The 13,811-nt window shown below is 65.5% G+C and carries 12 protein-coding genes; 6 read left to right on the top strand and 6 right to left on the bottom strand.

Going from position 1 to position 13,811, the window contains the following annotated elements:
* Positions 1 to 140 precede the first annotated feature (140 nt).
* The gene (locus LCM15_RS05140) at positions 141 to 1,280 is read right to left on the bottom strand and encodes a sensor histidine kinase (protein ID WP_224853837.1); all 1,140 of its coding nucleotides are present in this window, start codon (positions 1,278 to 1,280) and stop codon (positions 141 to 143) included.
* Between the two features lie 840 nt (positions 1,281 to 2,120).
* Here LCM15_RS05140 and LCM15_RS05145 point away from each other — a divergent pair.
* Complete coding sequence (locus LCM15_RS05145) at positions 2,121 to 2,471, top strand: response regulator (RefSeq protein WP_318246057.1); 351 nt, start codon at positions 2,121 to 2,123, stop codon at positions 2,469 to 2,471.
* 12 nt (positions 2,472 to 2,483) lie between these two features.
* Here the strand turns inward: LCM15_RS05145 and LCM15_RS05150 are convergent, their stop codons facing one another.
* The 5 genes from LCM15_RS05150 to LCM15_RS05170 form a co-directional block, all read right to left on the bottom strand.
* Positions 2,484 to 3,125, bottom strand: a complete 642-nt coding sequence (locus LCM15_RS05150; RefSeq protein ID WP_224853841.1) for an aspartate/glutamate racemase family protein — start codon at positions 3,123 to 3,125, stop codon at positions 2,484 to 2,486.
* Positions 3,126 to 3,129: 4 nt separating this feature from the next.
* Positions 3,130 to 3,969, bottom strand: coding sequence for an ABC transporter permease (locus LCM15_RS05155; protein WP_224853843.1), 840 nt, complete (start codon positions 3,967 to 3,969; stop codon positions 3,130 to 3,132).
* A gap of 1 nt (position 3,970) precedes the next feature.
* Positions 3,971 to 4,807, bottom strand: coding sequence for an ABC transporter permease (locus tag LCM15_RS05160; protein WP_224854581.1), 837 nt, complete (start codon positions 4,805 to 4,807; stop codon positions 3,971 to 3,973).
* Positions 4,808 to 4,961: 154 nt separating this feature from the next.
* Positions 4,962 to 6,227, bottom strand: coding sequence for an ABC transporter substrate-binding protein (locus LCM15_RS05165; protein WP_224854584.1), 1,266 nt, complete (start codon positions 6,225 to 6,227; stop codon positions 4,962 to 4,964).
* Between the two features lie 44 nt (positions 6,228 to 6,271).
* Positions 6,272 to 7,249 carry an ABC transporter ATP-binding protein gene (locus LCM15_RS05170; protein WP_224853846.1) on the bottom strand — a complete coding sequence of 326 codons (978 nt, stop codon included), beginning with the start codon at positions 7,247 to 7,249 and terminating at the stop codon, positions 6,272 to 6,274.
* A 221-nt stretch (positions 7,250 to 7,470) separates the two neighbouring features.
* On the opposite strand from LCM15_RS05170, the gene LCM15_RS05175 reads away from it, so the two are divergent.
* The 5 genes from LCM15_RS05175 (at position 7,471) to LCM15_RS05195 (ending at position 13,505) form a co-directional block, all read left to right on the top strand.
* On the top strand, positions 7,471 to 8,163 hold the full coding sequence (locus LCM15_RS05175) for a GntR family transcriptional regulator (protein WP_224853849.1): 693 nt from the start codon (positions 7,471 to 7,473) through the stop codon (positions 8,161 to 8,163).
* The gene (locus LCM15_RS05180) at positions 8,160 to 8,984 is read left to right on the top strand and encodes a GNAT family N-acetyltransferase (protein WP_224853851.1); all 825 of its coding nucleotides are present in this window, start codon (positions 8,160 to 8,162) and stop codon (positions 8,982 to 8,984) included. The genes LCM15_RS05175 and LCM15_RS05180 overlap by 4 nt, the downstream gene beginning before the upstream one ends.
* 111 nt (positions 8,985 to 9,095) lie before the next feature.
* Entirely contained in the window at positions 9,096 to 9,644 is a 549-nt protein-coding gene (locus tag LCM15_RS05185) for a PAS domain-containing protein (protein ID WP_224853854.1), read from the top strand.
* Positions 9,645 to 9,664: 20 nt separating this feature from the next.
* Complete coding sequence (locus LCM15_RS05190) at positions 9,665 to 13,129, top strand: CheR family methyltransferase (protein ID WP_224853857.1); 3,465 nt, start codon at positions 9,665 to 9,667, stop codon at positions 13,127 to 13,129.
* Positions 13,122 to 13,505, top strand: coding sequence for a response regulator (locus LCM15_RS05195; RefSeq protein WP_224853859.1), 384 nt, complete (start codon positions 13,122 to 13,124; stop codon positions 13,503 to 13,505). Before LCM15_RS05190 ends, LCM15_RS05195 begins: the two co-directional genes overlap by 8 nt.
* Positions 13,506 to 13,811 lie beyond the last annotated feature (306 nt).

The following is a 13,811-nucleotide window of genomic DNA, read 5'->3' on the forward strand; positions in this document are numbered from 1 at the left end:
TTGGTCCGGGGCGCGCCGGGATGTGCCCTCCGGGATGGCCCTGTTGAGGTGGGCCGTGCGAGGTCTCAGAGGTGAGGCCTGCGCCCGACGCCTGTGCTGCCGCCTGCCCACCGCGCGCGATCGGCCGAATGCCCCCTGCCCTAGCCCCCGCGCGGCAGGGTGAAGAGAAGCGCCGCACCGCCAAGATCGGCATCCTCGACCCAGATGCGCCCGCCATGCTGCGACACGACCCGCTCGCAGAGCGTCAGGCCCAGCCCGCTGCCGGCGAGCGCGGTGTCCTCGCGCAACCGGTGGAACAGTTCGAACACCCGTTCGCGCTGCTCCGGCGGGATGCCGAGACCGTTGTCGCTGACCCGGATGCCGACCATGTCCGGCCCGGCGTCGAACGCATCGACGCGCACGATGGGCCGGCGCTCCGGGTGGCGATACTTCAGCGCATTGCTCAGCAGGTTCTGGGCCAGCTGACCGATCAGCACCGCCGCGCCGGACGCGCGCGGCAGTGGGTCGAGCCGGATCTCGCCATCGCAGCGCGCAACCTCGTCGCACAGCCAGACGCTGGCATCGCGAAAGCAGGTCTCGAGATCGACGGGCTCGAACGCCACCTCGGTGCTCTCGATGCGGAAAAGGTCGACCACGGCGCTGATCCGCGCGCGCAACTGGTCGACGGCGCGGCCGGCCATGCCGAAGATCTGCCGCGCCTCGTCGTCGATGGCCCCGCCAAGCGCGCTCTGCAGCATCGACAGCCCCCCGGCGATGGTGTTCGCCGGCGCCATCAGGTCATGCGCGGCCATCAGGGCGAGATCCCGGATCTCGTCCAGCGCGGCCTCGCGCCGGCGCAGCTCGGTGACATCGCTCAGGATGCCCATCATCCGCACCGGCGTGGCGCCGCGCCACGCGACCACCCGCCCGCGGCAATGGCCCCAGACCGTCGCGCCGTCCTTGCGCAGGTAGCGCAGCTCGAGGTCGAACGGCTTGGCGCCATGGCTCTCGACATGGGCGCGAAACGCCTGCTGCAGGCAGGGCAGGTCCTCGGGGTGCACCCTCTGGCGCCAGGTGGCGGGGCTGGTCCCGAGCTCGCCCGCCGCGAACCCGAGCATCTCCTCGAGGCGCGGGCTCATGAAGGCTGCATTGTCCTGCACATGCCAGTCCCAGATGCCCGCCAGCCCGGCTTCGATCATGCATTCGAAATGCGATAGCACATCGCGTGTCAGGTCGTCGCCCGCGCCCCCCGGCGGCACAGAGGCGCCACCGGGCCCGCCCGCGGCGGTCGCGAGCGGCATATCTCTAACCCCGTCCAAGTCCGACGCTCCGGCCGGGGGGAGGCCGTCGCGGAGCGGCGCCGATCGAGGCACTCGGTTCAGGACCGGGTTCTGTCCGGCAGGAGGGACGTGGCCCCGACCGGGCGCGGCCAGCGCTCCCTCGCAGAACTCGTGCCAGTTCAGCGGTGCGCCGGCGCGTTCGGCACGCCTCTCGCAGTCCTGACAGAACAGCGGCGCGCGCGGAACCAGGGGCCGACCCGGTTCAGCCGGTGACGCGGCCAGCGCCGTGATCCCTGAATGCACCCCGAAGGGGCCGTTCGCCGCGACCACGACGAGCGCACACTCCTGATGTTCGAAAGCTCCGATTGCCTCGATCGCTTCGACCGCCGCAATCGCACTTGCTGGCGCAGGAGTTTCGTCTCGACAAGATACAAATTTCACCATTACAGAAGCTCCCCAAACTTCGGACTGTGGACAGGAGGAACGCGCTTTTCAAGTGCCCTCTCATCCGACAATGCCGGAATCTTGGATAAAATCGATGAATTCTCGCCATATATCCAATACATGTATTGACGACCACCAAACACACTCAACAGGGAGTTGACTTATGCTCTCGCTTTCCAGAACATCCCACGGACGAAAAAATATACCAATCCGAAAAATTATGCAGATTTTATCAGCGGCTTTATCTGAATTCGTTAGCCCGAATTTTGGATGTCAACCTTAGCGCGAATGCTGCGCGATTAATAAACACGGGCGGCCGCGATCCGCAGGTCCGGCCGGTATCGGGGGCAAGACATGTTGACGACGAGACACCTATCCTCGAGCGATGCTAGCTCGTTGAGGAAGACCGTCCTGATCGTGGACGATGACGAATGGACGCGGTTTTCTGTTCAGAAACACCTGAAAGAAGAGGAATTCGATGCCCGCGCCGTGACCTTTCCAGAAGAGGGGCTGGCGCTTTGCGCGCGAAACCCGAGGGCGTTCGGATTGATCCTCCTCGACCTCCGGTTTCCGTATGGCGAATGTGGGCTCGATTACGCGCAGGATTTCAAGAAACTGACCCAATCCGTGTCCTGCGGGGTGGTGGGGATCACCTCGCATATGGCGTTTCTCGACAAAGGCGACTGGACGCGGTTCGGCATGGACGACCTGCTTCTGAAACCGCTGCACAAATGGCTTCTGGTCAGTTACGCGCGCCGCTATTGCTGAACCATTGCGCGTTCAGGCGATAAAGCGGAAACAGCGCGCCGCCGCTTCGACCGGGTCGATCACCGGACAGCCAAGCGCCGCGCGGGCGCGCCGCGTCAGGGCCGACATGCCAGCACAGCCGAGGATGACGCAATCGACCCCGTCCTCGGCCTCGGCGCGCTGCGCCTCCTCGACGATCCGGGTGAGCGCGGCGTCGGGGTCGCTCTCCAGCGCCAGCACCGGCACCCCCGAGGCGCGCACCTTCGCGCAGTGTTCGGCAAGCCCGTAGCGCGCGATATTGCCCTCGATCACCGGCAGCGAGACCGGCAGCGTGGTGACCACGCTGAAGCGCCAGCTGCGCAGGGCCGCAAGGTGAAACGCCGCCTGCCCGATCCCGATGACCGGACAGCGGGCCCGCCGCGCCGCCACGTCGAGGCCGGTGTCGTCGAAACAGCCGATCGCCACGCCGTCGGCGCCCTCGGCGCCCAGCGCGTCGACCACCGCAAGCAGCGGCGGGGTTGCCGCCTCGCCATCGGCGGCGCCCTGGATCGCAGGCGGGCCAGCGTACGAGGTGCGCCCGGTGATGTGCAGCCCAGGTGCCGCGGCACGGGCCGCCGCGACGATGGTCTTGGTCATCGCCTCGGTGCTGTTGGGATTGACGAAAACGAACGACATGCCCTCAGACCATGCCCTTGCCCGCGTCCGAGCCCTGCCGCGCACGGCGGCGGCCCATCAGCCAGACGGTGAGCAGGAAGGCCCCGATGACGACCAGCGAGAAAGCGGTGGTCAGCGTGCCCAGCGCGAAGATCACCGGCGTGGTGACGTTGGTGGTCATGCCGAAGATCTCGAGCGGCAGGGTGTTGTAGCTGCCGGCGGTCAGCAGCGTGCGGGCGAACTCGTCGTAGCTCAGCGTGAAGCCGAACAGCGCGACGCCGATCAACGAGGGCGCGATGATCGGCAGCACCACGTGACGGATGGTCTGCCAGGCGCTGGCGCCCTGATCGCGCGCCGCCTCCTCGAAGGATTTGTCGAAGCGGTTGAACACGGCGAACATGATCAGCAACCCGAAGGGCAGCGTCCAGGTGAGCTGCGCACCGAAGCCCGAGCTGGCCCAGTGCACCTTGAGGCCGGCCTGGCCGAAGATCAGCCCGACGCCGAGCGAGACCAGGATCGACGGGATCACCAGCGCCGTGATGATCAGGTAGAACAGCACCGCCGAGCCGGCAAAGCGCTTGCGGAAGGCGAGCCCGCCCATGACCGAGACCACCACCGTGGTCACCATGACCATCAGTCCAAGCACGAAGCTGCGCCGGAACGATCCCCAGATGTCGCCCACCGCCTGCTCCTGGAACAGGTCGCGGAACCAGTGCAGCGACGTGCCCTGCATCGGGAAGGTGAGGCCGCCCTGCGGGCCCTGAAAGCTCAGGATCGCGATGGTGATGGTGGGGCCGTAGAGGAACAGGATGAACAGCGCGAAGAACGCCGCGAGGATGTAGAAGGACCGGGGACGACGTTCCATCTCAGAGCTCCTTCCGGATATTGACGAAGCGCAGCAGGATGCCGATCACCAGCAGCACGGTGATCAGAAGCACCACCGCCGTGGCCGCCGCGGACGGGTATTGCAGCAGACCGATATCGTTGGAGATCAGCCGGCCCACGTTGGCCGATTGCGAGCCCGACATGAAGCGCACGGTGATGAAGTCGCCCATCACCAGCGTGATGACGAAGATCGTGCCGATCATGATGCCGGGCTTGGTCAGCGGCACGATGACATGCCAGAGCGTCTGCCAGCCGGTGGCACCGGCGTCATAGGAGGCCTCGATCAGCGAACGGTCGATGCGCATCATGGTGTTGAAGATCGGCACCACCATGAACAGCGTATAAAGATGCACGAAGGCGAGGATGACGCTGAAATCGCTGAACAGCAACCACTCGAGCGGCTCGTCGATCACCCCCCATGAGATCAGCGTCGAGTTGGCGATGCCGTTGCGCCCGAGGAACGGGATCCACGAGATCATGCGGATGATGTTCGAGGTCCAGAACGGGATCGTGCACAGCAGGAAGAGCGCGACCTGCCAGGTCAGACTGCGCACGTGGAAGGCCAGAAAATAGGCCACCGTGAAGCCGATCAGCAGCGTCGCCGCCCAGGTGATGAGCGCGTATTTGAAGGTGTTGAAGAACACCTTGTAGGTCACCGGCGAGCCGAAGAGGAACTGGTAGTTGTCGAACTGGAAGGCCGGGTAGATCGAGTACTCGGTCGCGCCCCAGAAGCTGACGATGACGATCATGATGATCGGCAGCACCAGGAAGGCGCCCAGCACCAGCGCCAGGGGCGCGGCCTGAAGCCACGCCACCATCGCGGCCGGGAGCCTGCGGCCGACGCGGGCGGCGGGGGCCGCGGAAGAAGCGGTGGGGGTGTCGGTCTCAGCCGTCATCACGCATGTCCGATGGGTCAAAGGGCCCCGTCCGGAAAGGGAAGACGGCCGGGGCAAGTCGTGGGTTTGGGATGGATCAGGAGGAGATGAACTCGTTCCACTTGCGAACCATGTACTGGTTCTCGTCCATCACGGCGTTCCAGCAGGCGACCGACCCCATGCGGTCGTAGAACGAGCCGCCGTCGCGGATCTCGCCGGCCTGCGCCAGCACGTCGCCGAAGGGCGAGGTGATCTCGCCGGTGGCTTCCTTGCCCTCGAACCAGTAGCCCCACTCGTTCTCGGACATGTGCTCCTTCGAGGTTTCCGGCACCGCCGAGTAGTAGCCCTGACGCATCAGGAAGCCGCCGACCCAGCCGGAAAGATACCAGTTGATGTATTCATAGGCCGCGTCGAGCTCCATGCCCGAGAGCGATTTCGACAGGCCGATGCCGCCGCCCCACGAGCGGTAGCCCTCTTCCAGCGGCTGGTAGACGCAGTCGATGCCGCGCGACTTGACCGCGGTGATCGCCGGCGACCACATGGACTGGATCACCACCTCGCCCGACGACATCAGGTTGACGCTCTCGTCGAAGGTCTTCCAGAAGGCGCGGAACTGCCCGTTCTGCTTGGCCTCGGTGAAGATCGCGAAGGTGGCGTCGATCTCTTCGCGGGTCATGTTACCCTTGTCGCCATACTGGATCTCGCCCATCGACTCGCAGACCATCGCCATGTCCATGATGCCGATGGAGGAGATGTCGAGGATCGAGGCCTTGCCCTTGAACTCGGGGTTCAGAAGCTCGGACCAGTTGTTGATCGGGCGGCCGATGAGGTCGGGCCGGATGCCCAGCGTGTCGGCGTTGTAGATCGTCGGGATCAGCGTCATCCACTGGGTCGGCTCGTCGGCGAAGGTTGTGGCGCCCTGCTCCGGCACGAAGCCCACGGTATGCGGCGCGGTGCCCTGCGCAATCTCGCTTTCCGGGGTCAGCTTGCCGTCTTTGAAGATGCCGACGATCTTGTCGTAGTTGGCGATCTTCGAGGTGTCCATCGCCTGCAGGTTGCCGGTCGGCCAGACCTTCTTGCAGATCCAGTACTCGATATCGGCGATGTCGAAGCTGTCGGGCTGGGTCGCGGCGCGCTGCGTCACGCTGTCGGAATCGAGCGCCGTCATCTCGAGCGTGAAGCCAAGCTCTTCCTTCACCTTCTGGCCGACCTCGTTGAGGTTCGACACGCCGGTGCCGAACTGGCGCAGGGTGATGTTCTTGGTCTCCTGCCCCCAGACCATCGGCGCCGGCAGCGCCGAGGCGGCGAGCGCGGCACCGCCGGTCTTGAGCAGCGAGCGTCGCGAGTAACGAACCTTGGAAATCGTGGTCATGTGTCAGTCTCCCTGTTTTATTATGATCTTGCCCTTCAGGCCGAAAGCGCATGCGCGGAGCGCGCATCCCACGCGAGACCGATGGCCTCGCCCGTCTCTCTCGGAGCGCCGAAGAATTCCTTGTCGGTGAGCAGCACGGTGACCTCCTGCTCGCCCGCGACCATCGCGGTCAGCGCCACATGCGTGCCCTGGTACTCGATGGCGGTGATCCGCCCCGAAAGCTGCGCCGCCTGCGCATCGGTGAGCTGGATCGCGTCCGAGCGCAGCGCCACCTTGCCCTCGGGCAGTGCGATGACGTTATGTGCGCCGATGAACCGCGCCACGAAGGCGGTGCGCGGCGCGTCGAAGATCTCGCGCGCGGGGCCGGCCTGTTCGATTACCGCGTTGTTCATCACCACGATCTCGTCGGCCAGTGCCAGCGCCTCGTCCTGCCCGTGGGTGACGTGGATGAAGGTGATGCCGGTCTCGCGCTGCAGCTTCTTCAGCTCGGCGCGCATCCGGATGCGCAGGAACGGGTCGAGTGCCGAGAGCGGCTCGTCGAGCAGTAGCACCTGCGGCTCGGTGATCAGGGCGCGGGCCAGCGCCACGCGCTGCTGCTGCCCGCCCGAAAGCTGCGCCGGAAGCCGGTCGCCGAGCTTGGCCATATCGACAAGCTCGAGCATCTCCATGGCGCGGGCGCGGCGCTTGGCGGCGTCGATGCCCTTCATCTTGAGACTGAACGACACGTTGTCGGCGACGCTGAGATGCGGAAACAGCGCGTAGCTCTGGAACATCATCGCGGTGCCGCGCTTGGCCGGCGGCAGGTGGGAGACATCGCGCCCGGCCAGCACGATGGAGCCGTCCGAAACGCTCTCGTGCCCGGCGATCATCCGCAGCGTCGTCGACTTGCCGCAGCCCGAGGGCCCCAGCAGGCAGGCATAGGAGCCGCTGCGGAAGTGGTGGTTGATGGACTTCACCGCGACGGTCTCGCCGTAGCGTTTGGTGACGTTGACGAGTTCCAGATCTGATTTCATGGTCGCTCCGCTGTTGCCCTGAGCCTGTGCCATTCCCCTGCCCCGCCCAAAGCGTCTTCGCCCCACCGGCGGGCGCGAAACCTCGAATGCCGCAATTCTCGACAAGGGAGCGCGGGCATTGTTTAAAATTCTGGCTGATTTCGTATACAATCTTGTTCTCAATCCTCACCCCTTGAAGTTCCCGGGTCTGCGGAGGACGATCCGGCGATCGGAGAACGAGTGTGACAAAGCAGACGAAAAGCGCGACAGGACGCAGCCGGGCCGAGGACATCGCCGACCGGCTCCGTGAGGCCATCCACGCCCACCGGCTGACGCCGGGCGCCAAGCTCAGCGAGGACGAGGTCGGCGGCATCTTCGAAGTCAGCCGCACCACGACGCGCGCGGCCCTGCAGATGCTGGCGCATGAGCAGCTCGTCACCATCGAGCCCAACCGCGGCGCCTTTGTCGCCAGCCCCAGCATTCGCGAGGCGCGCGAGGTGTTCGAGGCCCGCGCTCTGCTCGAGCCGCGCACCGCGCGCTCCGCCGCCGAGCGCGCCACGCCCGCCGACATTGCACGGCTGCGCGCGCATATCGACGCCGAGCACGCCGCCATGCGTTCGGGCGACAGCGGCCGCGCGCTGATGCTGTCGGGCGCGTTCCATATCCAGATCGCCGGCATCGCCGATCAGGACACGATCGAGGATTTCATCCGCCAGCTGATCTCGCGTTCGTCGCTGGTGATCGCGCTCTACTGGCGGCGGCAGACCGCGTTGTGCGAAAGCCACGCTCACGACGCGCTGATCGAGGCGCTGGCCCGCGGCGATGGCATTGCCGCCGAAGAACTGATGTCCAGTCATCTAGTCGACCTGCTGTCGCTGCTCGACCTGCGCCAGACGCCTCCGGGCTCACTCTCACTGAAGGATGCGCTTGCATGAGCGTCACGCACCGCCGCATGACACAGGCCGATCTCGGTCGCGTGCTCGACTGGGCCGCAGCCGAAGGCTGGAACCCCGGGCTCGACGATACCGCCCCGTTCCACGCCGCCGACCCGGACGGCTTCTTCGTCGCCGTCGAGGACGAGACCATCCTCGCGGCGATCTCGGTGGTCAACCACACCGACGACTTCGCCTTTCTCGGGCTCTATATCTGCGCCCCCGAGGCGCGGGGCCGCGGCATCGCCTACGACCTCTGGCAGACAGCGATGGCCCATGCCGGGGATCGCACCGTTGGCCTCGACGGGGTGCCCGAGCAGCAGGAGAACTATATCAAGAGCGGCTTCGAGCTTGTCGGCTCCACCGTGCGCCACACCGGCCCGCTGACCTCCGGCGCCGCGGCGGATACCCGCCCCGCCAATGCCGCCGATATCGGGCGCATGATCGAGCTCGAGGCGGTGGCCTCGGGCGTTGCCAAGCCGCGCTTCCTGACCCAGTGGTTCCGCCCCGCCCCGAGCCGGCAGGGCTTCATGACCGCCGATGGCACCGGCATGGTGGTGATCCGCAGGTGCCGCGATGGCTACAAGGTCGGTCCGCTGGTGGCGCGCTCGGACGTGCAGGCGCGCAACCTGCTGCAGGCCGCGGCCACGATCTCGGGCGAGGCCGATGTCTCGATCGACGTTCCCGCCTCGGACCGGACGCTGACCGGGATCTGCCGCGAGCTGGGCCTAGCCCCCGGGTTCGAGACCGCGCGCATGTATCGCGGCGCGCCGGTCTTCGGGGGCGATCTGCTCTATGCGGTGGCGACGCTCGAACTCGGTTGACACCGGGCCCGGCGGAACAGAGAAGGCACGACGCGACGCGATTTCCCTTGCCTCCACGGAACGCTGCGTCATCTACTTGCAGACCCGTCCCGTCGCCACCAACATACGGCCATGAACACACAGCTCGACCTACCCAAGGCGCTGCACGACTACATCAAGAAGTCGAACATCGCGCTCGCCCTGTCGGCCATCAAGGACGACGCGCCGCTTCTGGTGGTGAACAAATCGTTCTGCGAGATGACCGGCTATTCCGAGGACGAGGTGGTGGGCCATAACTGCCGCTTCCTGCAGGGGCCGGACACGACGGAGTCCGCCCGTCAGCCGTTGCATGATTTCGTGCATGGCGACGGCAAGGACAGCGGACGCTTCCCGATCCTGAACTATCGCAAGGACGGGACCGCCTTTCATAACTACGTGTTCATGTCGCGGTTGAAAGACACCGGGGGCCAGCCCCAGTTTATTCTTGCGTCGCAGTTCGACATGACCACCGCCCTCCAGCGCTCGAAGATCTCGCTCAATGACGAGAAGCTGCAGGATGCGCTTTCGGATGTCGATCAGATCGGACGCGAATTCGGTCTCGCCATGATGGGATCGGCAGGGCTTCTTGCCGATTCGATCGCCCTGATGGCAAAACTGACCTTCGAAGACAGCCAGCGCTAGGCTCCTTGATCAGGCGGACGATGAAAGACGACGAGACCACACAGTCCGAAGAGGACGACCAGGCCCGCGACAGCGAACGCCTCTGCATCATCGGCATCGGCGCTTCGGCGGGCGGTCTCGAAGCGATCCGCGAGATGCTGACCGAGGCCAAGCCGGACAACAACCTTGCCTACGTGGTGATCCAGCACCTCGACCCCAACCACGAAAGCCTGCTGGCCGAGCTTCTGGGCCGGCAGACCTCGCTGACCGTGACGCAGGCGTCGGGCGGCGAGAAGGTCGAGGCGGGCAATGTCTATATCATCCCGCCGGGCTTCGGCCTGTCGATCACCGCCGGCGTTCTGAACCTCACCCAGTTCGCGCAGCCGCGCGGCCTGCGCCGGCCAATCGACGATTTCTTCGAGAGCCTCGCGATCGATCAGGGCCGCTTCGGCGCCTGCGTGATCCTGTCTGGCACCGGCGCCGACGGCAGCGCCGGGTTGCGCGCCATCAAGGAGCATGGCGGGCTGTGCATCGTGCAGGACCCGCGCACCGCGCGCTATGACGGTATGCCGACCTCGGCGCAGGCGACTGGTCTGGTGGATTTCGTCCGCCGCCCCTCCGAGATCGTGAAGGCCGTCCGGCAGTTCTATGCCCACTCCCTGCGCGAAACCAAGAGCGAGAAGCTCGCGGTCACCGTGGAGGAGAATCTCGACGGGATCTGCACCGTGGTGCGCAATTTCGTCGGGCACGATTTCTCGGGCTACAAGAAATCCACCCTGATCCGCCGCGTACAGCGCCGCATCCAGGTGCTCGACCTGTCGGATGCGCACGCATACCTGCAGTACATCAAGGCGGAACCCAAGGAATGCGAGATCCTGTTCCGCGAGCTGCTGATCAACGTCACCCGGTTCTTCCGCGACTCCGAGCATTTCGACCTGCTGCGCGAGCTGGTGATCGGCCCGCTCGTCGCCAATGCGGGAAACGAGGATGAAATCCGCGTCTGGGTGCCCGGCTGCTCGAGCGGCGAGGAAGCCTATTCCATGGCGATGATGTTCGCCGAGGAAGCCCGCATCCGGAAACGCTCGGTCCACGTGCAGATCTTTGCCACCGACATCGACGAGCAAATGCTGCGCATCGCGCGCGACGCCTCGTATCCGCAGGCGGCGCTGGTCGACATCCCCGAGACGATGCGCGATCTCTACACGGTCGCGCGCGATGGCCGCTTCCGGATCTCGGCCAAGATCCGCGACATGATCCGCTTCTCGGTGCACAGCGTGGTGCGCGATCCGCCGTTCTCGAACATCGACCTGCTGTCCTGCCGCAACCTGCTGATCTATTTCGGTGACACGCTGCAGAACTCGGCCCTGCCGATCTTTCACTACGCCATCAAGCCGGGCGGCACGCTGTTCCTCGGCCCGTCCGAGACCGTGGGCCGACACGATCACGTCTTCCAGGCCATCGACCAGAGCGCGCGCATCTTCCAGCGCAACGACACGCGTCCGGAATACCCCCTGCACCTGCGTGGCAAGGACACCGCCAACACCGCCAGCCGCGATCACCGCGCGCGCCAGAACGACCCGTCGCCGCGCCGCGAATGGACCGATGGCGGCGCCACCGATCGCATCCTGTCGACCTATGCGCCCGCCACGCTGCGCGTGACCACGGCGGGTGAGATCCTGTCCTCGACCGGGCGGCTGGGCAAGTATCTCGACTTCGCCCCCGGCGAAGAGACCAACCGGTTCGCCCCGTCCGTCGCCCGCCCGGGTGCGCGGGAATCGCTCTCGGCAATCATCCGGCAGGTCGGCGAGAACAAGCGGCGCACGATTTCCCGCGATCTCACGGCGCGGTCGGAATTCGGCCGGCAGGCCTTTGACCTGATCGCCGAGCCGCTGAAGGACGGCACCATCCTCGTGGTGTTCCGGGAGCGCGAGAATTTCGAGCCGCTCGACGATGCCGATCTCGACGACATCGACAGCATCGACACCCACGTGCAGAGCCTCGAGGATGAGCTGCGCAGCACCCGCGTGCGGCTGCACACCACCGTCGAGGAGCTCGAAACCGCGAACGAGGAGCTGAAAAGCTCCAACGAAGAAATGATGTCGATGAACGAGGAGCTCCAGTCGACCAACGAGGAGCTCTCGACCGTCAACGACGAGCTCAAGGGCAAGGTCGACGAGCTTTCGGTCGCCAATGCCGATCTCAGCAACTTCTTCGCTTCCACCGCACTGCCGCTGGTGGTGGTCGACGCGTCTCTGACGATCCGCAACTTCACCGACGCGATCCAGGGCATCTACCCGTTCCGCACCACCGACCGCGGCCGCCCGCTGTCGGAGGTGACGAGCAAGCTGCGCCGCAACGACGACGTGCTCGACGCGATCTCGGAGACCGTGCGCGACGGCGAGATCCGCCACATGCGGGTGAGCGACCGCGAGGAGGAAGAGCGAACTTGGTCGCTGGTCATCACCCCCTACCGCACCCGCGACGGCGAGATCGATGGCGCCACGCTGGTGTTCACCGAACTGACCGACGCCATCCGCCTCGAGGAGGCGCTCAAGCACGAGGGCGAGCGGCTGCGGCTGGCGCTCGACGTGTCGTCCTTGGGCGTGTGGGAATACGACCCGATCCTGAGCAGTCTGCGGCTCGACGAGACCGGTTGCGGCGTGCTCGGTGTCGATGCCGATGCGCTGTCGCTCGAGACCCTTCTGGGCACCGTGCACCCCGACGATGCCGACGCCGTCAAGGCGGCGATGACCGGCCTGACCAGCGAAGGCGATGCCATCGACCTGACCTTCCGGCGCGCCGGCACGGGCCCGAAATTCCGCTCGGTGCGGGTGGTCGGGCGTCGCGTCCACAGCAACCGCACGGCCCGCGTTCTGGGCGTTCTGTTCGACATCACCGCAGAGCAGGAAGCCCGCGACATCCGCGAGATGATGCTGCGCGAGATGAACCACCGGGTGAAGAACATGTTCTCGATCATCTCGGGAATGGTGCGCATCGCCGGGCGCACCACCACCTCGGTCGAGGATCTCGTCGAGGGCATCCAGACCCGGGTGAACGCGCTGGCGCGCTCGCACGATCTCACGCAGCGTCGCCCGGGAAGCCGCTCGCTGACGCTCGAGGACACGGTGCGCGCCTCGCTCGAGCCCTATGCCGGGCAGGCCGGCTATCACGTTTCAGGGCCAACGGTCGAGGTCGAGGACCATGACCTCACCGCGCTGTCGCTGCTGCTGCACGAATGGGCCACCAACGCCGCCAAGTACGGCGTGCTCGGACCGGCGGACGGACGGCTCGAAGTGGTGTGGGAACGAAACCCGGAAAATGGCGTTACTTTGACGTGGAACGAATTCCACACTGCACGAGTTGAGCCGGACAGCGGTGCGTCCGGTTTTGGCTCGACGCTTGTGCAGCTCTCTGCCGTCCAGCTCAACGGGACAGTTTCGGTGGAGTTCGGTGAACACGAACGAAGGATGACCTTGACCTATGGGCCCCTACTGCGGAATGACTGATGGCGACGGCTCCAAACCTACCGTGCTGTTGTGCGAAGACGAGTATATCGTCGCCCTCGACCTGCAACTTCTGCTGGAGGAGTTCGGCTACGAGGTCATCGGTCCCTTCGACAGTTTCTCCAAAGGTCTGAGCGCTCTGGACGAGGTACGCCCCGACATGGCGGTGCTCGACGTGCGCCTGCGTGACGGCGAGGTGTTTCCTTTGGCAGACAAGCTCGACGAGATGGGCATTGGTCTCGTGTTCCACTCGGGCCACGTGCAGGACTCTGATATCGCGGCGAAATATCACAACGCGATGTGCTGCCACAAACCCATCGACACCAAGCGCCTTCGCTACGCCCTGCAAAAGGTCTGCTCAGCGAGCCCGGCGCACTAAAGCCGCCTTCTCCACAAGCCACCTGACACGACACGGCCCGCCGCGACCCTGCCCTCCGGCGGGATTTCTGCGGCGGTCGTCAAAAAACAGCAGCCGGAATCAAAGGGCGGCAGGCTTATGGCGGGACTAGCCTTTGCCACAATCCGACCTCCCCGCCGACTGCAGGTTTTCTCTGTATTTATCACTCAGCCCCGCGGCGGCTCTCCACGCTCAACCCAGCCTCCCGACCTAAGCGCAGGTGGCACTCCCGGACGCCTCCGGCGGGAGTATTTTTGACGAAGAGAAGGCAGGAGCGCTGCGCCCCTG

The sequence above is a fragment of the Salipiger bermudensis genome, assembly GCF_020171625.1.
GTDB lineage: Bacteria > Pseudomonadota > Alphaproteobacteria > Rhodobacterales > Rhodobacteraceae > Salipiger > Salipiger bermudensis_B.

Coding starts and splice junctions, on each gene's coding strand:
- LCM15_RS05140 (WP_224853837.1), bottom strand. CDS start 1,280: ATGCCGCTCGCGACCGCCGCGGGCGGGCCCGGTGGCGCCTCTGTGCCG.
- LCM15_RS05150 (WP_224853841.1), bottom strand. CDS start 3,125: ATGTCGTTCGTTTTCGTCAATCCCAACAGCACCGAGGCGATGACCAAG.
- LCM15_RS05155 (WP_224853843.1), bottom strand. CDS start 3,969: ATGGAACGTCGTCCCCGGTCCTTCTACATCCTCGCGGCGTTCTTCGCG.
- LCM15_RS05160 (WP_224854581.1), bottom strand. CDS start 4,807: ATGGTGGCGTGGCTTCAGGCCGCGCCCCTGGCGCTGGTGCTGGGCGCC.
- LCM15_RS05170 (WP_224853846.1), bottom strand. CDS start 7,249: ATGAAATCAGATCTGGAACTCGTCAACGTCACCAAACGCTACGGCGAG.
- LCM15_RS05180 (WP_224853851.1), top strand. CDS start 8,160: ATGAGCGTCACGCACCGCCGCATGACACAGGCCGATCTCGGTCGCGTG.
- LCM15_RS05185 (WP_224853854.1), top strand. CDS start 9,096: ATGAACACACAGCTCGACCTACCCAAGGCGCTGCACGACTACATCAAG.
- LCM15_RS05190 (WP_224853857.1), top strand. CDS start 9,665: ATGAAAGACGACGAGACCACACAGTCCGAAGAGGACGACCAGGCCCGC.
- LCM15_RS05195 (WP_224853859.1), top strand. CDS start 13,122: ATGACTGATGGCGACGGCTCCAAACCTACCGTGCTGTTGTGCGAAGAC.